The sequence below is a fragment of the Amycolatopsis sp. NPDC049688 genome (genome assembly GCF_040674975.1).
Taxonomy (GTDB): Bacteria; Actinomycetota; Actinomycetes; order Mycobacteriales; family Pseudonocardiaceae; genus Amycolatopsis.
This window is the reverse complement of sequence record NZ_JBFANY010000013.1, coordinates 154,347-173,309: the sequence shown is the minus strand read 5'-3', so window position 1 is coordinate 173,309 and position 18,963 is coordinate 154,347. Positions and strand designations below refer to the sequence as shown.

The window sequence follows — 18,963 nt, the reverse complement described above, 5'->3', positions numbered from 1 at the left end:
GACAGGGGTCAGCGGGTCCGGGAGCGCGCGAGCAGGCGCTGGATCACCACGACGACGAGCAGGAAGGCCCCGCTCACGACGGTCTGGTAGTTGGAGTCGAGGGTGCCGATCTGGTTGATGACGTTCTGGATCAGCGTGCGCAGCAGCACGCCGACGAGCGTGCCGATGATCGTCCCGGCGCCGCCGGTCAGCAGCGTGCCGCCGATGACGACGACGGAAATCGCGTCGAGTTCGGTGCCCACGCCGATCACCGTGACGCCGGACTGCAGGTACGCGGCGGTGAGCACGCCGGCGAACCCGGCGAGCCCGCCGCTGAGCGTGTAGAGGCTGATCTTGGTGCGGGCCACCGGCAGGCCCATGAGCAGCGCGGACTGCTCGGCGCCGCCGATGGCGAACACCGACTGGCCGAACCGCGTGCGGCGCAGCAGCAGCCCGCCGAGCGCGAACAGCACGAGCGTGAGGTACACCGGGACGCCGACGCCGAAGATCGTGCCCTGGCCGAGCCAGAGGAACGCCGAGCCCGGGTCCACTTTGTACGTCGTCGCGCCTTCGGAGGTCAGGGCCAGCAAGAGTCCCCGGGCGAACAGCAGCGACGCCAGCGTCACGATGAACGGCGCCATCCCGGTGCGCGCGATGAGCACGCCGTTGATGAAGCCGATCAGCGAACACACGGCCAGCGGCAACAGGATCGCGACGACCAGGCCGTACTGCGCGCCCCAGGCGGCGAGGATGCCGCCGAGCGCGTAGTTGGAGCCGACCGACAGGTCGATGCCGCCGGAGATGATCACGAACGTCATGCCCAGCGCGATCACCGCGAGGAACGAGCCCTGCAGCACGAGGCTGCGCAGGTTGTCCGCGGTGCCGAAGTGCGGGAACGCGAACCACGAAGCGAAGATGCCGAGCACGAGCACGACGGCCGCGCCCTGGCGCTGCAGCACGCCGGCGAACGCGGCGTTCCGAGCGGTGGTCTGAGTGGCGGTCATCGGCTGCTCCGCTCGCGCGCGACGTAGACCGCGACGACGATGATGGCCGCCTGGACCATCTGCGCGGTGGAGTCCGGCAGGTTGTGCTTGATCAGGGTCGCCTGGACGAGCTGCATCAGCAGGGCACCGAACACGGTGCCGAGCACGCGGACCCGGCCACCGGTCAGCGGCGTGCCGCCGACGACGACCGCGGTGATCGCCGACAGCTCCATCAGCAGGCCGACGTCGCTCGGGTCGCTGGCGGCCAGCCGCGAAGTCGCCAGCACGCCGGCGATCGCGGCCAGCGCCCCGGAGATGACGTAGACGCTGATGAGCACGCGCTTCACCGGCAGGCCGGCCAGCGTGCTCGCGGCGCGGTTGCCGCCGACGGCGACCAGGTGCCGCCCGAACGTCGTGCGCTGGACGACCAGCCCGGTCAGCACCGCCAGCACGCCCGCGACGATCACCATGATCGGGACACCGAGCAGGTCCCCGGTGCCCAGCGCCAGGAAGTCCTGGTTGTGCAGCTGGACGAGCTGGCCGTGGGCGATCACCAACGCGAGCCCCCGCCCGCCCACCAGCAACGCGAGGGTGGCGATGATCGGCTGGATGCCCAGGTACGCCACCAGGTAGCCGCTGAACAGGCCGGACACGACCCCGGCGATGACCGCGACGATGATCGCCGTCAGCGGGCCCGCGCCCAGGTAGAGCGGGATGAGCGCGGCGGCGATCGACATCACCGAGCCGACCGACAGGTCGATGCCCTCGGTGCCGATCACCAGCGCCATGCCGAGCGCGACGATGCAGACCGGGGCCGCCTGCACCAGCTGGGTGCGGAAGTTGACCGCGGACAGGAAGTTGGCGGTGAACACGACGTTGAACAGCAGCAGCACGACGACGGCCAGGTAGACGCCGTAGTTCTGCAGCCACGCGGTGATCTTCGCGCGCTCAAGGGTGGATGTCGACATCGTTGTCACCCCCGGTGCTTTCCGCCGCGATGGCCGTCAGTACGTTCTCCTCGGTGATGCGGTCGCCGGTCAGCTCGCCGACGACCGAGCCGTCGCGCAGCACGACCACGCGGTCGGACCCGTCGATCAGTTCCTCCAGTTCGGACGAGATGAGCAGCACGCCGAGCCCTTCCCTCGCGAGTTCGTCGATCAGTGCCTGCACCTCGGCCTTGGCGCCGACGTCGATGCCGCGGGTGGGCTCGTCGAGCAGCAGGATCTTCGGGCCGGTCGCCAGCCAGCGGGCGAGCAGCACCTTCTGCTGGTTGCCGCCGGACAGCTCCGACACCTTCTGCTCCGGGCTCGCGGCCTTGATCCGCAGGCGGTCCATGAAGATCTTGACCACCCGGTCCTGTTTCGCCTTGCTGACCAGGCCGAACGGGGACAGTGCCGGCAGGGCGGCCAGCACGATGTTCTCGCGCACGGACAGGTTGGGGATGATCCCGTCGGTCTTGCGGTCCTCGGCCAGCAGCGCGATCCCGGCCCGCATGGCCGCCTTGATCTTTCCCTTCTTCAACGGTTTCCCGGCCAGCAGCACGCTGCCGCCGTCGAGGGGGAACGCGCCGACGATGGCCCGGGCCGTTTCGCTGCGGCCGGAGCCGAGCAGCCCGGCGAGGCCGACGACCTCGCCGGGCCGGATGCTCACCGAGACGTCGTGCAGCTTCCGCATGCCGCTCAGGTTCTCGGCCTTGAGCAGCGGTTCGCGCTCGACGTCGTGTTCCTCGCCGAACGCCGTGACGCCTTCTTCGCGGATCTGCTTGATCTCCCGGCCGAGCATCTTGGACACGAGCTCGATCCGGGGGAGCGCCTTCAGCGGTCCACTGTGGACGACCCGGCCGTCGCGGAGCACGGTGACGCTGTCGCACACCCGGTACAGCTCGTCCATCCGGTGGCTGACGTAGACGATCGCGATGCCTTCGGCGTGCAGCCGGTTCAGCACCTGGAAGAGCGTTTCGACCTCGCGCGGCTCGAGCGACGACGTCGGCTCGTCCATGATGACGACCTTCGCGTCGGTCGAGACCGCGCGGGCGAGCGCGACCATCTGCTGCGCGCCGACACCCAAGGTGTGCAGCGGCCGCTTGACGTCGTCGTCGATGCCGTAGCCCTTGAGGAGCTCGCGGGCGTCGGCGTACATCTTCGACCAGTCGACGAGCCCGGCCTTCGTGCGCGGCTCGCGGCCGAGGAAGACGTTGCCGGCGATGCTCATCAGCGGGACGAGGTTGACCTCCTGGTAGATCGTGGAGATCCCGGCGCGCTGCGCGTCGATCGGCCGCTTGAACGTCACCGGCTCGCCGAGGTGGCGGACCTCGCCCTCGTCGGGCTGGTAGACGCCGGTGAGCACCTTGATCAGCGTGGACTTGCCGGCGCCGTTCTCGCCGACCAGCGCGTGCACCTCGCCCGGCGCCAGCGCGAAGCTGACGTCGTCGAGCGCGAGGGTGCCGGGGAACCGCTTGGTCACCCCGGCCACCTCGAGCACCGGTGCGGTCGTCATGGCGACGTCCTCTTCGGTCGCTGCCGTCATCAGTACGCGTTCCCGACCTTCTGGGCCGCGTTGGTTTCGTCGTACTGGTCGTCGGTGATCACGATGCTCGCGGGGATGGCCTCGCCGCTCTCGAACTTCTGCAGCGTCTGGAAGGCCAGCGGGCCGAACCGCGGGTTGGACTCGATCACGGCGTTGTAGCTGCCGTCGGCGATGAGCTGCACGGCGTTGCGGGTGCCGTCGATGGAGACGACCTTGACGTCCTTGCCCGGCGTCTTGCCCGCCGTCTTCAGCGCGTTGACCGCGCCGACCCCCATCTCGTCGTTCTCGGCGTAGACCGCGGTGACGTCGGGGTGGCTCTGGATGAGCTGCTCCATCACGGACTGGCCCTTGGAACGGTCGAACTCGCCGGTCTGCTCGGCGACCACGCTCAGGCCGGGCGTCTTCGCGAGCTCGTCCTTGAAGCCCTGGGTGCGGTCGGTGGTGACGTTGTTGCCGGACGAGCCGAGCAGGATGACCACCTTGCCGGTGCCGCCGGTCGCCTTCGCCATCGCCTGGGCGGCGCGCTTGCCCTGCTCTACGAAGTTCGAGCCGATGAACGTCAGGTAGTCGGTGCACGGCTGGGACGTCACCTTGCGGTCGATGGTGACCACCGGGACCTTCTTGGCCTTCGCCGCGTCGAGGGCGGGCTGGAGGCCGTCGGAGTTCAGCGGCGCGACGACCAGCAGCTGGGCGCCGCGGTCGAGCATCGACTTGATGTCGCTGATCTGGCGGTTCAGGTCGCTCTGGGCGTTGGTGACGAGCAGCTTGTCCTGCGCGATGCCGAGCTTGGCGGCTTCGTCGCGAATGGACTGCGTCTCGGCGATCCGGAAGGGGTTGGCCTCCTTTTCGGACTGGGAGAAACCCACCACCGCCGTCTTGAGGTCGACCTTGGGGTAACCGGTTTTTTCGAGCGTGCAGCCGTCGGCGGACGGGGCGGCCGACTGGGCGCTGGCGGCCGGCCCGCCGCCGCTCGAAGGTGCGGCGGGGGTTTCTTCCCTGCTCGTGCAGGACGTGAGGGTCAGCGCGGCGGCGGCCGCGGTGACCAGGACCAGTCGGGGACGGGAGGACAAGAGCACGGCGACTCCTCGGGCAGCGTCGTTGGTGGCCCGCTCGCCGGGGTGATCGGGGTCACCGCGGGAGCCTTGAGGTACTTTTTACATCGTTGGAACAACGTTGTAAACCGGCAGCGGCTCGCTACACTTCGTGCTCACTCTCTGAAGGGACCGCCCGTGACCGTGACGCTCAAGGACGTCGCCACGCTCGCCGGAGTGTCGGTGAAGACGGTGTCGAACGTCGTGAACGGCTACGCCTTCGTCAAGCCGGAGAACCGCCGGCGCGTCGAGGAAGCCCTGGCGGCGACCGGGTACCGGCCGAACGTCGGGGCCCGCAACCTCCGCCGCGGCCGCACCGGCTTCCTGGCGCTGATGGTGCCGGAGCTGTCGATCCCGTACTTCGGCGAACTGGCCGGGCTGGTCATCACCGCGGCGCAGCGGCGCGGCTGGAGCGTCCTGATCGAACAGACGCAGGGGACGCGGCCGCGGGAGCGGGAGACGCTGTCGTCGCTGGGGCCGCACCTCGTCGACGGGGCGCTGGTGCACCCGGAAGCCCTGGAGGCGGCGGACTTCCCGGCCGAGCCGGGCGGGATCCCCCTGGTCATGCTGGGCGAGCACGCCGTCGACGTGCCGATCGACCACGTGGCGATCGACAACGTCCTGGCGGCGCGCACGGCGGTGTCGCACCTGGCTTCCCTGGGACGCAAGCGGATCGCGGCCATCGGGCGGAATCCGGCGCGCGGGACGTCGTCCCAGCGCCTGGCGGGGTACCGGTCGGCGCTGGCGGAGGCGGGTTTGTCCTATTCGGACGCTTTGGTGGCGCCCGCGGAGAAGTGGCACCGGTCGGTCGGGGCGGCGGCGATGAAGTCGCTGCTGGCCCTGCCGTCGCCGCCGGACGCGGTGTTCTGCTTCAACGACCTGCTGGCCATCGGCGCGCTGCGCGCGGTGGCCGAGCTGGGCCTGCGGGTACCGGAGGACGTGGCGATCGTCGGGTTCGACAACAACGAAGAGAGCGCATTCTCGCTGCCCTCGCTGACGACGATCGCCCCGGACAAAACGGCACTGGCCGAGGCGGCGGTGGACCTGGTGCACCGCCGCATCACGGGGGACACGACCTCACCCCCGCAGGACATCCAGACCCCGTTCGCGCTGGAGATCCGCGAAAGCACCCGCGGCCGCTAGCGCCCCAATCGGGGCGCTACGGTCAGCGGGAGGGCCACTGCCAGGACGGGCGGTCCAGGTGGCCCTGGCCGGCCACTGTGGTTTCGCCGTACTCCTTTTCCAGTTCCACCGTGCCCACGTCCGTCACCGCGGCGAGGGCGCGGATCAGGGGCTGGGCGTGGGACACCACCACCAGCTGGGTCTCCTTCGCCGCCGTCGCGATCAGGGTGGCCAGGGCCGGGAGGAGGTCCGGGTGGAGGCTCGTCTCCGGCTCGTTCAGCACCAGGAGCTCCGGCGGGCGCGGGGTCAGCAGGGCCGCCACCCACAGCAGGAACCGCAGCGTCCCGTCCGACAGCTCCGCCGCCGACAGCGGACGCAGCAGGCCGTGCTGGCGGAACTCGACCGACAGCAGGCCGTCCTCGGAGCGCCGTACTTCCACCGTCGAGCCCGGGAAGGCCGCGTCGACCACTTCCGTGAGCTCCTCGGCCCGGCCCACCTCGATGATCGTCTGCAGCGCCGCCGCCAGGTCGGCGCCGTCGTGGGACAGCACCGGGGTGCGGGTGCCGATGCGGGACTGGCGGGCCGGGGCGCCGATGTCCGTGCGGAAGTGGTCGTAGAACCGCCACGACCGGATGCGCTCCCGCAGCACCAGCAGCTCCGGGCACGCCCGCGGGTCCGCGAACTCGCTCAGCATGCTGTCCGTCAGCCGGATCTTGAACCGCTCTTCGCCCCAGGCACCCGACGCCACGCGCGTGCGCACCGACGGGCCCGCCCGGTCCGCGAGCAGCGCCGACGGCCGCAGCACCGGCCCCGACCACACCGCTTCCCGCTTGAACTCCGGGTCGAGGTTGAACAGGGTCGCGCCCGGCACCGGCAGCCCCAGGTCGAGCGCGTAGCCGAACTCGTCGCCCGCGAAGCCGAGCCGCAGCCCGACGGCCTTCGTGTGCACCTTGCCCTGCACCCGCGTGGTGCCCCGGCGCACGCCGTTCTCCGGGCCGGCCCACAGCGTCGACGGCAGGCCGCCCTCCCGCGCCAGTGCCGCCACGGCGCCGTTGCGCGACGCGTCCGCCAGCAGCCGCAGGGCCCGGTACAGGCTCGACTTGCCGCTGCCGTTCGGTCCGGTGACGACGGTGAGCCGGGACAACGGCAGGACCAGGTCGCGCAACGAGCGGTAGTTCCCGACGGCCAGCGTGGTCAGCATGCCCCGAACCTAGCCCGCCGGTGATTCGTCCGATGTTTGTCCGGTCCTGTCGTTGACACCGCCGAGCCGCACGGGCGAGGATCGCAGATCCTATAGGATCCACGGTTTTGTCCGGACCTCGAAGGAGTGGTCATGGCAGCACGGGCTTTCGGTGTCCTCGCCGGACTCGCGGTGGTCGCGGGCCTGCTCACCGCCCCGGCGGCCGCGACGGCGGAAGAACTCCCGCCACCCGTCGCGCAGAAGCCGTATCTGGGCTGGAGCAGCTGGAGCCTCGAGTCGACGAACTACCCCGGCGTCAACCCCACCGGCACGGCGAGCTGGCTCACCGAAGCCCACGTCCTGCAGCAGGCCGACGTCCTGGCCGCGAAGTTCAAGCAGCACGGCTACACCTACGTCAACATCGACGCCGGCTGGGCGAACTCCTTCGACGAGCACGCCCGCCCGGTGGTCAACCCGGTGACCTTCCCGGACGGTATGAAGTACGTCGCCGACTACGTGCACCGCAAGGGGTTGAAGCTCGGTTCGTACCTGGCCGTCGGCCTGGACCTCAAGGCCTACAACGACGGCAACTCGCCCATCGCGGGCACCGCGAACTGCCACACCCGGGACCTCGTCTACCCGGACCTGCGCAAGACCAACGGCTGGGACTCCGCCTACAAGATCGACTTCGCCAACCCGTGCAGTCAGTCCTATGTGGACTCGCTGGCGCAGCTGCTGGCCGGCTGGGGCGTCGACTTCCTCAAGCTCGACGGCGTCGGCCCCGGCTCCTTCAAGGGCGGTGAGGACCACACCAACACCTCCGACGTCGAGGCGTGGCACCGGGCGATCGCGAAGACCGGCCGCCCGATGGAGTTCGTCATCTCCTGGGCACTGAGCCACCGCCAGGCCGGCGTCTGGAAGGCGAACACGAACGGCTGGCGCGTCGACACCGACGTCGAGTGCTACTGCGACACCCTCGTCACCTGGAACGCCTCGGTCAAGCAGCGCTGGACCGACGTCGTGCAGTGGATCCCCGACGCCGGGCCCGGGCACTGGAACAACCTCGACTCCCTCGACGTCGGCAGCGGCAGGATGGACGGCCTCACCGAAGCCGAGCGCCAGAGCTACATGACGCTGTGGGCCATCGAAGCCGCGCCGCTCTACATCGGCGACGACCTGACCCGGCTCGACGACTACGGCGTCAAGCTGCTGACCAACGACGAGGTCATCGCCGTCAACCAGGCCGGGATCCCGGCCAAGCCGGTGAGTCAGACATCCGACCAGCAGGTCTGGTACAACCGCAACGCCGACGGCAGCTACACGGTCGCCCTGTTCAACCTCGCCGCGGTGCCCGCCCGCGTGAGCGCGGACCTCGCGCAGCTCGGCATCACCGGCCCGGTGCAGATCCGGGACCTGTGGGCGCACCAGGAGGCCGGCACCACCGCGGCCGACCTGCCCGCGCACGGCTCGCGGCTGTTCAAGGTCACCCCGCGCGACCGCAACGCCCTCGCCGCGCCCGCCGTCGTGCACGGCACCGCGGCCACCGGCACCAGTGTCTCCCTGGCCTGGGACGCCTCGAAGGGCGCGCAGAGCTATGACGTCTACGCGAACGGCCGCAAGGTCGCCACGGTCGCCGGCCCCGCCGCCACCGTGACCGGTCTCCAGCCGTCGACGTCCTACGACTTCACCGTCGTGGCGAACCAGGGCTACGGCCGCCCGTCCGCGCCGAGCAGGAAGATCAGCCTGACGACACCGGCCGCCGGCGGCCCGAAGGGGTACGAAGCCGAAAACGGCAGCCCTCAAGGCGGCGCGACGGTCTACGACTGCGCGTGCTCGGGCGGCAAGAAGGTCGGCTACCTCGGCGGCAGCGGCTACGTGGTCCTGCCCACGGTGACGACGGCCAAGGCGGGCACCTACCTGATGCAGCTGTCCTATGTGGACGGCGACTCGAGCCGGACCGGCATCGTCACCGTCAACGGGACGTCGTTCCCGCTGCCGGTGGCCGGCAGCAACGACGACGACTGGAACACCCCGCAGACCGTCACCGTCCCGGTGTACCTGCAGGCCGGGGCCAACACGATCCAGTTCGGCAACCAGGCCGGGTACGTCTACGACGTCGACAAGATCACCGTCTAGTGGACCTGCTGCTCTCTTGGCCGCGCCCGGCGGCGGACTGGACCGAAGCCCTGCCGGTCGGCAACGGACGGCTCGGCGCGATGGTCTTCGGCGGCGCCGGGCGCACGCGGGTCCAGGTCAACGACGCCACGGTGTGGTCCGGCACCCCGCACGGCCCGGCGGCGGCGCTGAAGGACATCGCCGCCGGGCCGGCGCAGCTCGCCGAGGTGCGGGATGCCGTGTCCGCCCAGGACTTCCGGCGCGCCGAGGACCTCCTGATGGGGTTCGAAGGCCCGTACAGCCAGGAGTTCCTGCCTTACGTGGACCTCTGGCTGACGCTGCCCGAGGGCATCTCGCACGGCCGCACGCTCAACCTCGACAGCGGCGTCGTCACCGAACGCCTGACCATCGGCGGCCACGACGTGGAGCGGACGACCTGGGTGAGCCGGCCCGCGCAGGTCCTCTGTGTGGCGGTGACCTCGGCCGACGTCGGTGTCGACATAACGACACCGCTGCGGGAGGTGTGGCGGGACGGCCTCGACCTCGGCATCGAGATCCCGGTCGACGGCGCGCCGCGGCACGAGCCGCAGGTCGAAGAGCCACTGCGGTACGGGACCGCGGACGGCTACGACCCGTTCGCCGCGGTCGCCGTCCGCGTCGCGCGCGACCGCACGCGGACCCTCATCGTGCTGGCCGGCTCGACCAGCGCGCAGGACGCCTGGACCGGCGACCGGCCGCGCACCCGCGGCGAGCACCGGCGGCGAGCGGCGGTACTGGCCGAACAGGCCGTCGCGGCCGGCGCCGACGCCCTCCGGCGGGCGCACGAAGCCGACCTGCGGCCGCTGCTCGGCGCGTCTTCGCTCACGATCGGCGACCGCCGCGGCGGCACCCACGACGCCGCCGAACTGCTGTCCGGGAAGGACGAGCGCCTGATGGCGACCGTGCTCTTCCAGTACGGCCGGTACCTCCTGGCGAGCGCGTCCCGGCCCGGCGCGCCCCCGGCGAACCTGCAGGGCATCTGGAACGACGACCCGCGCCCGGCCTGGTCGTCGAACTACACGGTCAACATCAACACGCAGATGAACTACTGGGCCGCCGAGACGACCGGGCTCGGCGAGTGCCACCTCCCGCTGTTCGAGCTGCTCGGCAAGCTCGCGGTCACCGGGCGCGACGTGGCACGCGAGCTGTACGGCGCCCGCGGGTGGGTCACCCACCACAACACCGACCCGTGGGGCTGGGCGCTGCCGGTGGGGATGGGGCACGGCAACCCGTCGTGGGCGATCTGGCCGATGGGCGGCGCCTGGCTCGTCCAGCACGCGTGGGACCACTACGACTTCACCCGCGACCACGCCTTCCTCGTGTCGACGGCCTGGCCCCTGCTGCGCGGCTGCGCCGAGTTCTGCCTGGACTGGCTGGTCGAGCGGGACGGCTACCTCGACACGTGCCCGTCGACGTCCCCGGAGAACCTCTTCCTCTCCCCGGCCGGGACCAAGGAGTCGCTGACGTATTCGTCCACAATGGACGTCTCGCTGATCCGGGCCGTGTTCGAGCGCAGTCTCGCCGCGGCGGAGGCGCTCGGCGTCGACGACCCGCTGTGCGCCGAGATCGCGGCCGCGCTGCCCCGGCTGCGCCCGCTGCCGGTCCTGCCGGACGGCCGACTGGGGGAGTGGGCCGAGGACCTCCCCGAGGAGGACCCGCTCCACCGGCACCTTTCGCACCTGGTCGCCGTCTACCCGCTCGGCGGAATCGGGTTGCCGACCCCCGGCGGGCTCGCCGCGGCTGCCGAGCGGGCGCTCGACCGGCGCGGCCCGGGCGCGATGGGCTGGTCGTGGGCGTGGAAGATCGCCCTGCGCGCCCGCCTCGGCGACGGCGAGACCGCGCGCTCCCTCCTGCGTGAGGCGTCCCGGCCCTTCACCGGCGACCGCCACCACGACGCCCCGGTCGACGGTTCGGAGTGGGGTGGGCTGCTGCCCAACCTGTTCAGCACGCACCCGCCGTTCCAGATCGACGGCAACCTCGGCTTCCCGGCCGGGATCGCGGAACTGCTCGTGCAGAGCCATTCCGGCACGATCGTGCTGCTCCCGGCGCTGCCCGCGGCCTGGCCGGACGGCGAGCTCCGCGGCCTGCGCTGCCGCGGCGGCGTCACCGTCGACCTCACCTGGCGCGACGGCGAACCGGACGTCGTCCGGCTGGAGCGGATCGGCGGCGACCCCGCGGAACCGGTGCCCGTCCGGTTCCGCTGCGCCGCCGCGGAAGTCCGCCTCGCGGTGGGCGAATCAACCGTCCTGAAAGGACTCGGATGCTGACCGACCTCGGCCGTGACGGGCTGTGGGAGTACCGCAGCGGCTACGCGGCGCCCGCCGGCTTCGACGCCTTCTGGGCGGCGACCCTGACCGAGGCACGGGCGCACGACATCGGCGTGCGGCTCACGCCGGTCGAAACGCCGTTGCGCCTGATCGACGTTTTCGACGTCACGTTCGCGGGCTTCGGCGGTCACCCGGTCCGCGCCTGGCTGAAGCTGCCCCGCGGAGGCGAAGGGCCGCTGCCGGCGGTCGTGCAGTTCCACGGCTACGGCGGCAGCCGCGGCAGCGAGCTCGACCAGCTGCACTGGGCGGCCGCGGGCTACGCGCACCTGCAGGTCGACGTGCGGGGCCAGGGCGGGGTGACCGCCGACCCGGCCGGGAGCGGGCCGGCTCACCCCGGCCACCTCACGCGCGGGATCGAGAGCCGCGAAACCTACGTCTACCGGCGGATCTTCACCGACGCGGCCCGCGCGGTCGACGCCGTGCGGGCGATCGGGGCGGTCGATCCGGGCCGGGTGGCCGTGGTGGGGAACAGCCAGGGCGGCGGGATCGCGCTGGCCGCGGCGGCCCTGGTCCCGGACGTCGCCGCGGTGCACGCCCAAGCTCCGTTCCTCTGCGACTTCCGGCGCGCGAGCCTCGTCGCCGGGGAGCGGCCGTACACGGAACTGACCGGCTACCTGGCCATGCACCGGAACCGGGTGGAGCAGGTCTTCGCCGTGCTGTCCTATTTCGACGGTGTCGGGTTCGCGAGCCGCGCGACGGCGCCCGCGTGGTTCTCCGTGGGGCTGATGGACGACATCGTCCCGCCGTCGACCGTCTTCGGGGCCTACCACGCCTACCGCGGGCCGAAGGAGATCGCGGTCTGGGAGTACAGCGCCCACGAAGCCGGCGGAGACGACGACCTGCGGGCGGTGCTCGACGCGTTCGGCGCGGTGTCCGGGCAGTAGCCTGGGCGGGGACGGACCGAGAGGGGACCGATGGCAGGCGGACGGCGCCTCGAGGCCCTGCCGGGCAGGCAGGTGCTCGCCGACGGCGTCTACGAGCAGATCCGGGCGCTGATCATGAACGACGGCATCGCCCCGGGCGCCCGCGTGAACATCGACGAGATCGCCCGCGAGCTCGGCGTCTCGGGGACGCCGGTGCGCGAGGCGCTGGCGCGGCTGGAGTCGGAGGAGCTCGTCAGCCGGCTGCCGCTGCGCGGCTACCGCGTCACGGAACTGCTGAACCGCAAGGAAGTCGACGACATGTACGCGCTGCGGCTGCTGCTGGAGCCGCCGTCCGCGGCGCTGGCGGCAGCGGCGATGTCGGACGAGAACGTGGCGCTGCTCGAAGCCGAGATGGCGACGTGCCCGCCCGCGCCGGCGGAAGACGCGTACAGCGACTACAAGGCGTTGACGGCGCACGACCAGCGGCTGCACGAGCTGATCCTGCGCCTGGCGGGCAACGCGGCGGTCGAGCAGGCGTTCGCCCGCACCCACTGCCACCTGCACTTCTTCCGGCTGAACTACAACCAGCCGTTCGGCGAGCAGACGATCACGGAACACCGGGTGATCGTGGAGGCCCTCGTCGCGGGCAACCCCGCGGGAGCCCGGAAGGCGATGAGCGACCACCTCGAAGTGGCCCGCGACCGCCTGCTCGACCGGCTCTGACCTCCTTGCCGTTGGCTCAGCCGACCGGATCGGCCAGCGGGATCTCCCCTTCGTCGAGCCAGGAGCCACGCCACGCCAGGTCGGTCCTGGCCAGCGGCTTTCCGCAGGCGTCGCACTTCGCGCCGGGCCGGGTGGCCTGCCCGCAGCGGGTGTGGACCAGCGTCGTCGGCCCGGCTTCCGAGGACGTGTGGGCGTGCCCCCACGTGCCGAGGGCGTGCAGCACCGGCAGTGCGTCCGAGCCGGCCTGCGTCAGGCGGTACTCGTGGCGGGTGCGGCCGCCGTCGCGGTAGGGGAGCTTCGTCAGCAGGCCGCGGTCGACGAGCTTCGCCAGCCGGGTCGTCAGCACGTTGTCGGCGATGCCGAGCTGGGCGCGGAAGTCCTCGAAGCGGGTGGTGCCCGCGGTGGCGTTGCGGAGGATCAGCAACGTCCACGGCTCGCCGAGGACGTCGGCGGCGCGGGCGATCGGGCAGACGGCGTCCGCCCAGGTGATGCGACGGCTCATCGGTGCTCCCTTCGACCTGACTTGCTTGGAGCAAGTCTACGCCGTACGGTGGTCGGTAGCTGGCTTGCAACGAGCAAGTCAGATGCGAGAGGAGTACGTCATGGACATCACGGGTGCGGTGGCGCTGGTCACCGGAGCCAACCGCGGTCTCGGCCGTCGCTTCGCGGCCGCTCTGCTGGAGCGGGGTGCGGCCAAGGTGTACGCCGCCGCGCGGAATCCCGAGTCGATCGACCTGCCGGGGGTCGTCCCGCTGCGGCTGGACGTGACCGACCCCGAGTCGATCCGCGCCGCCGCCGAGCTGGCCTCCGACGTCACGCTGCTGGTGAACAACGCCGGCTCGTCGACCGGGGCATCACTGCTCGGCGGGTCCCTCGAGGACATCCGGCTGGAGATGGACACGCACTACTTCGGCACCCTCGCCGTGACGCGCGCGTTCGCCTCGGTCCTCGAACGCAACGGCGGCGGCGCGGTGCTCAACGTCCTTTCGGTCCTCTCCTGGTTCACCGCACCCCAGGTGGCGGCGTACTCCGCGGCGAAGTCGGCGGCCTGGTCGCTGACCAACGCGCTGCGCCTGGAACTGGCACCGCAGAAGACGCAGGTGACGGCCCTGCACGTCGGGTACATGGACACCGACATGGCCAAGCACGTCGACGGCCCGAAGACCGATCCGGCGGTCGTGGCGGGGCTGGCGCTGGACGGTGTCGAGGCGGGCCGGTTCGAGGTGCTCGCCGACGACGTCAGCCGGAACGTGCGGGCCGGGCTCGCCGGCGACCTCTCCGGGCTGTACCCCGCGCTGGTTTCCTGAAGCGCTTTCCCGACCCCGGAATACCGGGGTGACGGCCGCGGGCGTATGAATAGGCGGGTGGCGGAACGCGTCGAAACGGGAATGGGACGGACGAGAAACCGCTGGGGCGAAGGTGAACGGTTGCGCGGCGAGATCCTGGCCGCGGCCGGCCGGTTGCTCGCCGAGCTCGGCGGCGAGGACGGGCTGACGATCCGCGGCGTCGCCCGCGCCGTCGGCATCGCCCCGGCGAGCATCTACCAGCATTTCTCCGATCGTGCGGAATTGGTGCGCGGGCTGCTCGACCACGAATACGCGCGGCTGGCCGAATCGATGCGCGCGGCGGAGGAGACACTCGGGGAATCCGACGTCGTGGGCCGGATCCGGGCCCAAATTCACGCTTACTGCGCCTTCGCGATGCAGAATCCGGGGCATTACCGGCTGATGCTCGCGAACGGCGCGTCCGATGTGGAGCCCGGCACCCGCCCGGAAGGCCCGCTCCTCGACGTCATCGACCGGCTCACCGCGGGGTTCGAACGGTGCGTCGAGGCGGGCCACGAGCTACGCGTGACGCCGGGCCGCGCGGCCGCGGTCGTGTTCGTCGGCGCGCACGGGCGGGTCGCGCTGTTCCACAGCGCGCTGAACCGGACCGGGGCCGAGCTGGTGGAGCCGTTCGTCGACGAACTCGTGTCGCTGGTGTTCAAGTGACCGGCTTCCGCATGAGGACGCTGATTGCCGTTGGCCAGGGTGGCCGTCATGGTCTCCTCCACGATCACACCGTCCGCTGGGCCGCGTCCAGGTGCTCCGTCAGCCACGCCGAGACGAACCGCTGCCGGTCCGCGTTCGTGTCGTTCCGCGGCACCATCTCCACCAGCATGATCAGGCCCAGGTACACCCGGTACAACGTCAGCCGGCGGCGGGCCGGGGCGTCGAAGAACGCCGGGCCGTAGCCCGCCAGCAGGGGTGCGTCCAGGTCGTGGAACAGCGTCAGTGAAACGAACTCCGCCACCGGGTCGCCCCAGAACGCCCGCTCCGCGTCGATGATGCCCGAGACGCGGCCGCCGTCCACCAGGATGTTGCCCTGCCAGAGGTCGAAGTGGACCAGGACCGGCGTGGTGACGAGCTCCAGCAGCGGCTCGTGGCGGCGCACCAGGTGCGCGATCTCCGCCGCCGGGCGGGGCAGGTGCACGCGGTAGCGGACCGCGTCCGCCAGGATGGCGTCCACCATCGCCGTGAAGGCCGAAAACCACGTCGGGTGCAGCGGGTCCTGGAGGTAGCCGAACCCGTCGCCGGTCGTCTCGTGCAGGCCGGCCACGATCTTGCCGAGCTCCGTGCGCAGGTGCGGGCCGGCGCCGGGCGCGTGGTTCCACGGCTCGCCCGGCACCTCCGTCATCAGCAGGAACCCCGGCCCGGCGCCCGCCACCGAGGGCAGCGGCCCGGACGCCAGGCGGTAGTACTCCGCCTCCGTCGCGAGCAGGTCGTGTTCGTACGACAGGCCGGGGGCGGACGGCGCGATCTTGAGCACCAGCCGCCGTCCGTCCGCCAGCCGCAGCCGGACCGCCCGGTTGTACGTCCCGCCGCCGAGGTCCTCGGCCGTCACCACCGCGGCCGGGTCGATGCCCGAGGCCGTCAGTTCCCGTTCCACCCGGCCGAGTCTCCCAGCTTTTCCGCCGCGTCGGCCAGGTCGTCGGCCGTCGGGGCGTCGTCCTGGGTCAGCTTCCGCCGCCAGTAGCCGGTGAACTCGATCGCGCTCTTGGCCAGTCCGCGCTCGACGAGGTGGCGGCGCAACGCGCGGACCGTCGACGCCTCCCCGGCCAGCCACGCCGCTTCCGGTAGTGCCACCCCGCGCACCGCCTCCAGGAGCCGGCTGCCGTGCTCGGCGCCGTTCCGGTGCAGCCACCGCACCCCGGGCAGCGGCTGCTCCTCGGCCGCGTCCTCGACCTCGAGGAACACCACGGCGTTGTCCACTTCGGACAGGATGGAGGCGACGGCGGGGATCGCCGTCTCGTCGCCCGCGCAGAGCAGCCTGTCCGCCGTGGACAGTGGACGGCGGTAGGCCGGATCCGGGCCGTACCGGCCGAGGACGTCACCCACCGCCGCCCGCGCGGCCCACGCCGTGGCCGGGCCCGCCGGACCGGCGTGCAGCACGAAGTCGACGTCGATCGTGTCCCGCGTCCGATCGCGCACGGTGTAGCTGCGCATCACCGGGCGTTCTTCGGCCGGGATCGCGAGGTAAGCCTCGTACCAGCGCATGACGTCGTCGTCGGCCGGCGGCAGCCGCACCGGGCGCCCCGGCGGCGGGAACAGGAGCTTGAGCTGCTGGTCCGGCCACGGCGCCAACTCGGCCAAACCGTCGCCGGTGAAGGTGATGCGGGCCACGCGCGGGGTCACCCGCCGCACCGCCGTCACCTCCAGCAGCCCCGTCGGGTTCACGGCTTCCCCAGGTATTCGCGCAGGTGACGAGCGGTGAGGGTGGACGCGTCGGCCACGAGCGAGGCCGGCGTGCCTTCGAAGACGACCCGGCCGCCGTCGTGGCCGGCGCCGGGGCCGAGGTCGATCAGCCAGTCGGCGTGGGCCATCACGGCCTGGTGGTGCTCGATCACGATCACCGTGTTGCCCGCGTCGACGATCCGGTCGAGCAGGGCCAGCAGCTGGTCGACGTCGGCGAGGTGCAGCCCGGTCGTCGGCTCGTCGAGGATGTACGTCGAACCCTTCTCGGCCATCCGGATCGCCAGCTTGAGCCGCTGCCGCTCACCGCCGGACAGCGTCGTCAGGGGCTGCCCGAGGGTCAGGTAGCCGAGGCCGACGTCGGCGAGGCGGTCGAGGACCGTCCGCGCGCTGCCGCCGGCGAAGAACTCCCGCGCCTCGGCGACGGACATCGCGAGCACCTCGCTGATGTTCCTGCCGCGCAGCTCGTAGGTCAGCACCTTCGGCGTGAACCGCCGGCCCTCGCACTCTTCGCAGACCGACGCGACCCCGGCCATCATCGCCAGGTCGGTGTAGATCACGCCGAGGCCCTTGCACTTCGGGCAGGCGCCCTCGGAGTTGGCGCTGAACAGGCTCGCCTTGACCCCGTTGGCCTTGGCGAACGCCGCCCGGATCGGGTCGAGCAGGCCGGTGTAGGTGGCCGGGTTGGACCGCCGGGACCCGCGGATCGCCGACTGGTCGACCACGACGACGTCGTCGCGGTGGGCCAGGGAGCCGTGGATCAGCGACGACTTCCCGGACCCGGCCACCCCGGTGACCACGGTCAGCACGCCGAGCGGGACGTCCACGCTGACGTCACGCAGGTTGTGCAGGCGAGCGCCGGTGATCGAGACGTGCCCGGTGGGCTTGCGGGGGTGCTCGCGCAGGGTGACCCGGTGGTCGAGGTGGCGGCCGGTGAGCGTGCCGGACGCGCGCAGGCCGTCGACGCTCCCGGTGTAGCAGAGCCGCCCGCCGTCGGCGCCCGCCCCGGGGCCGAGGTCGACGACGTGGTCGGCGATCCGGATGGTCTCCGGCTTGTGCTCGACGACCAGGATCGTGTTCCCCTTGTCCCGCAGGCACAGCAGGAGGTTGTTCATCCGCTCGATGTCGTGCGGGTGCAGCCCGACGGTCGGCTCGTCGAAGACGTAGGTGACGTCGGTGAGGCTGGACCCGAGGTGCCGCACCATCTTCACGCGCTGGGCCTCGCCGCCCGAGAGCGTCGCGGATTCGCGGTCGAGCGAGAGGTAGCCGAGGCCGATCTCGACGAGCGAGTCGAGGGTGTCGCGCAGGTTGCCCAGCAGCGGCCGGATGGACGGCGCGTCGAGGTTCCGGACGAATTCGGCGAGGTCGCTGATCTGCATGGCGGCGCAGTCGGCGATGTTCCGGCCGTCGATCTTCGCCGACAGGGCGGCCTGGTTGAGCCGGGCGCCGCCGCACTCGCCGCAGGTCTTGAAGGTGGCGGCCCGCTCGATGAACGCGCGCAGTTTCGGTTGCAGCGATTCGACGTCCTTGTGCAGGTAGAGCCGCCGGACCTTCACCGCGAGGCCCTCGTAGGTGACATTGGTCTTGCCGACCTTCACCTTGCAGGAGTCCTTGTGCAGCAGGGCGTCGAGCTGCTCCGGCGTGAAATCGCGGATCTTGGCGTCCGGATCGTAGAAGCCGGAGGAGAGGTAGGTCTGCACGTACCAGGTGTCCGGCGTGAAGCCCGGCACCTGGATGGCGCCTTCGTTGAGGGAGAGGTCGAAGTCGAGCAGGGCATCGACGTCGAGGTCGGAGACCCGGCCGAGGCCCTCGCAGGCCGGGCACATGCCCTCGGGCAGGTTGAAGCTGAACGCGCCGGACGTGCCGACGTACGGGTCGCCGAGCCGCGAGAAGGCGATCCGCAGCATCGCGTAGGCGTCGGTCGCGGTGCCGACCGTGGACCGCGAGTTCGCGCCCATCCGTTCCTGGTCGACGACGATGGCCGCGCTGAGGTTCTCCAGCAGGTCGACGTCCGGGCGCGACAGGCTCGGCATGAACGACTGGAGGAAGGCGCTGTAGGTCTCGTTGATCATCCGCTGCGATTCGGCCGCGATGGTGCCGAACACCAGGGACGACTTGCCGGAGCCGGAAACGCCCGTGAACACCGTGAGCCGGCGCTTCGGGATGTCCAGGTCGATGCCGGTCAGGTTGTTCTCCCGGGCGCCCCGGACCTGGATCACGTCGTGGGTGTCGGCGGCCCGCCTGGGTGAGGTCATACCGTCCTTCTCGATAGTTTAGGCTGTAA

At 71.3% G+C, this 18,963-nt stretch carries 16 protein-coding genes; 7 read left to right on the top strand and 9 right to left on the bottom strand.

The genetic code is table 11. From position 1 onward, the window contains the following. Positions 1 to 8: 8 nt before the first annotated feature. Genes AB0J55_RS33190 through AB0J55_RS33175 form a run of 4 tightly spaced genes read right to left on the bottom strand, consistent with a single transcriptional unit; the run spans position 9 to position 4,564 of the window. Positions 9 to 983 carry an ABC transporter permease gene (locus tag AB0J55_RS33190; protein ID WP_364257519.1) on the bottom strand — a complete coding sequence of 325 codons (975 nt, stop codon included), beginning with the start codon at positions 981 to 983 and terminating at the stop codon, positions 9 to 11. After that, positions 980 to 1,930: an ABC transporter permease gene (locus AB0J55_RS33185; RefSeq protein ID WP_364257516.1), complete on the bottom strand. Its 951-nt coding sequence runs from the start codon at positions 1,928 to 1,930 to the stop codon at positions 980 to 982. Before AB0J55_RS33185 ends, AB0J55_RS33190 begins: the two co-directional genes overlap by 4 nt. Next, positions 1,911 to 3,488, bottom strand: a complete 1,578-nt coding sequence (locus AB0J55_RS33180; RefSeq protein WP_364257513.1) for a sugar ABC transporter ATP-binding protein — start codon at positions 3,486 to 3,488, stop codon at positions 1,911 to 1,913. The genes AB0J55_RS33185 and AB0J55_RS33180 overlap by 20 nt, the downstream gene beginning before the upstream one ends. Further along, positions 3,488 to 4,564 (bottom strand): ABC transporter substrate-binding protein, encoded by a 1,077-nt coding sequence (locus AB0J55_RS33175; RefSeq protein WP_364257510.1) that lies wholly within the window; start codon positions 4,562 to 4,564, stop codon positions 3,488 to 3,490. The genes AB0J55_RS33180 and AB0J55_RS33175 overlap by 1 nt, the downstream gene beginning before the upstream one ends. A 153-nt stretch (positions 4,565 to 4,717) precedes the next feature. Between AB0J55_RS33175 and AB0J55_RS33170 the strand changes: the two genes are divergently transcribed. Further along, the gene (locus AB0J55_RS33170; RefSeq protein WP_364257507.1) at positions 4,718 to 5,722 is read left to right on the top strand and encodes a LacI family DNA-binding transcriptional regulator; all 1,005 of its coding nucleotides are present in this window, start codon (positions 4,718 to 4,720) and stop codon (positions 5,720 to 5,722) included. A gap of 22 nt (positions 5,723 to 5,744) precedes the next feature. Here AB0J55_RS33170 and AB0J55_RS33165 read toward each other — a convergent pair whose 3' ends face one another. Further along, on the bottom strand, positions 5,745 to 6,902 hold the full coding sequence (locus tag AB0J55_RS33165) for an AAA family ATPase (RefSeq protein ID WP_364257504.1): 1,158 nt from the start codon (positions 6,900 to 6,902) through the stop codon (positions 5,745 to 5,747). 132 nt (positions 6,903 to 7,034) lie between these two features. Here AB0J55_RS33165 and AB0J55_RS33160 point away from each other — a divergent pair, with 132 nt between their 5' ends. The 4 genes from AB0J55_RS33160 to AB0J55_RS33145 are packed head-to-tail and all read left to right on the top strand — an operon-like array spanning position 7,035 to position 12,948. Then, a complete protein-coding gene (locus tag AB0J55_RS33160) occupies positions 7,035 to 9,017 on the top strand; it encodes a CBM35 domain-containing protein (RefSeq protein WP_364257501.1) in 1,983 nt (660 codons plus the stop codon). Next, complete coding sequence (locus AB0J55_RS33155) at positions 9,017 to 11,302, top strand: glycoside hydrolase N-terminal domain-containing protein (RefSeq protein ID WP_364257498.1); 2,286 nt, start codon at positions 9,017 to 9,019, stop codon at positions 11,300 to 11,302. The genes AB0J55_RS33160 and AB0J55_RS33155 overlap by 1 nt, the downstream gene beginning before the upstream one ends. Further along, complete coding sequence (locus AB0J55_RS33150; protein WP_364257496.1) at positions 11,296 to 12,246, top strand: alpha/beta fold hydrolase; 951 nt, start codon at positions 11,296 to 11,298, stop codon at positions 12,244 to 12,246. The genes AB0J55_RS33155 and AB0J55_RS33150 overlap by 7 nt, the downstream gene beginning before the upstream one ends. 30 nt (positions 12,247 to 12,276) lie before the next feature. Further along, a complete protein-coding gene (locus tag AB0J55_RS33145) occupies positions 12,277 to 12,948 on the top strand; it encodes a GntR family transcriptional regulator (protein ID WP_364257493.1) in 672 nt (223 codons plus the stop codon). 16 nt (positions 12,949 to 12,964) lie between these two features. Here the strand turns inward: AB0J55_RS33145 and AB0J55_RS33140 are convergent, their stop codons facing one another. Next, a complete protein-coding gene (locus tag AB0J55_RS33140) occupies positions 12,965 to 13,450 on the bottom strand; it encodes a helix-turn-helix domain-containing protein (RefSeq protein WP_364257490.1) in 486 nt (161 codons plus the stop codon). A 100-nt stretch (positions 13,451 to 13,550) separates the two neighbouring features. Between AB0J55_RS33140 and AB0J55_RS33135 the strand changes: the two genes are divergently transcribed. Beyond that, the gene (locus AB0J55_RS33135; RefSeq protein ID WP_364257487.1) at positions 13,551 to 14,255 is read left to right on the top strand and encodes an SDR family oxidoreductase; all 705 of its coding nucleotides are present in this window, start codon (positions 13,551 to 13,553) and stop codon (positions 14,253 to 14,255) included. Positions 14,256 to 14,375: 120 nt separating this feature from the next. Next, positions 14,376 to 14,939, top strand: coding sequence for a TetR/AcrR family transcriptional regulator (locus AB0J55_RS33130; RefSeq protein WP_364257484.1), 564 nt, complete (start codon positions 14,376 to 14,378; stop codon positions 14,937 to 14,939). A 64-nt stretch (positions 14,940 to 15,003) separates the two neighbouring features. Here AB0J55_RS33130 and AB0J55_RS33125 read toward each other — a convergent pair whose 3' ends face one another. Genes AB0J55_RS33125 through AB0J55_RS33115 form a run of 3 tightly spaced genes read right to left on the bottom strand, consistent with a single transcriptional unit; the run spans position 15,004 to position 18,934 of the window. After that, a complete protein-coding gene (locus AB0J55_RS33125) occupies positions 15,004 to 15,876 on the bottom strand; it encodes an aminoglycoside phosphotransferase family protein (RefSeq protein ID WP_364257481.1) in 873 nt (290 codons plus the stop codon). After that, a complete protein-coding gene (locus AB0J55_RS33120; RefSeq protein ID WP_364257478.1) occupies positions 15,861 to 16,664 on the bottom strand; it encodes a siderophore-interacting protein in 804 nt (267 codons plus the stop codon). Before AB0J55_RS33120 ends, AB0J55_RS33125 begins: the two co-directional genes overlap by 16 nt. Continuing rightward, positions 16,661 to 18,934, bottom strand: a complete 2,274-nt coding sequence (locus tag AB0J55_RS33115) for an excinuclease ABC subunit UvrA (RefSeq protein WP_364257475.1) — start codon at positions 18,932 to 18,934, stop codon at positions 16,661 to 16,663. The genes AB0J55_RS33120 and AB0J55_RS33115 overlap by 4 nt, the downstream gene beginning before the upstream one ends. Positions 18,935 to 18,963: the final 29 nt, after the last annotated feature.

Bases quoted from the DNA above. Each gene is read 5' to 3' on its own strand.
- AB0J55_RS33190 (WP_364257519.1), bottom strand. From the start codon at position 983: ATGACCGCCACTCAGACCACCGCTCGGAACGCCGCGTTCGCCGGCGTG.
- AB0J55_RS33185 (WP_364257516.1), bottom strand. From the start codon at position 1,930: ATGTCGACATCCACCCTTGAGCGCGCGAAGATCACCGCGTGGCTGCAG.
- AB0J55_RS33180 (WP_364257513.1), bottom strand. From the start codon at position 3,488: ATGACGGCAGCGACCGAAGAGGACGTCGCCATGACGACCGCACCGGTG.
- AB0J55_RS33165 (WP_364257504.1), bottom strand. From the start codon at position 6,902: ATGCTGACCACGCTGGCCGTCGGGAACTACCGCTCGTTGCGCGACCTG.
- AB0J55_RS33160 (WP_364257501.1), top strand. From the start codon at position 7,035: ATGGCAGCACGGGCTTTCGGTGTCCTCGCCGGACTCGCGGTGGTCGCG.
- AB0J55_RS33150 (WP_364257496.1), top strand. From the start codon at position 11,296: ATGCTGACCGACCTCGGCCGTGACGGGCTGTGGGAGTACCGCAGCGGC.
- AB0J55_RS33145 (WP_364257493.1), top strand. From the start codon at position 12,277: ATGGCAGGCGGACGGCGCCTCGAGGCCCTGCCGGGCAGGCAGGTGCTC.
- AB0J55_RS33140 (WP_364257490.1), bottom strand. From the start codon at position 13,450: ATGAGCCGTCGCATCACCTGGGCGGACGCCGTCTGCCCGATCGCCCGC.
- AB0J55_RS33135 (WP_364257487.1), top strand. From the start codon at position 13,551: ATGGACATCACGGGTGCGGTGGCGCTGGTCACCGGAGCCAACCGCGGT.
- AB0J55_RS33115 (WP_364257475.1), bottom strand. From the start codon at position 18,934: ATGACCTCACCCAGGCGGGCCGCCGACACCCACGACGTGATCCAGGTC.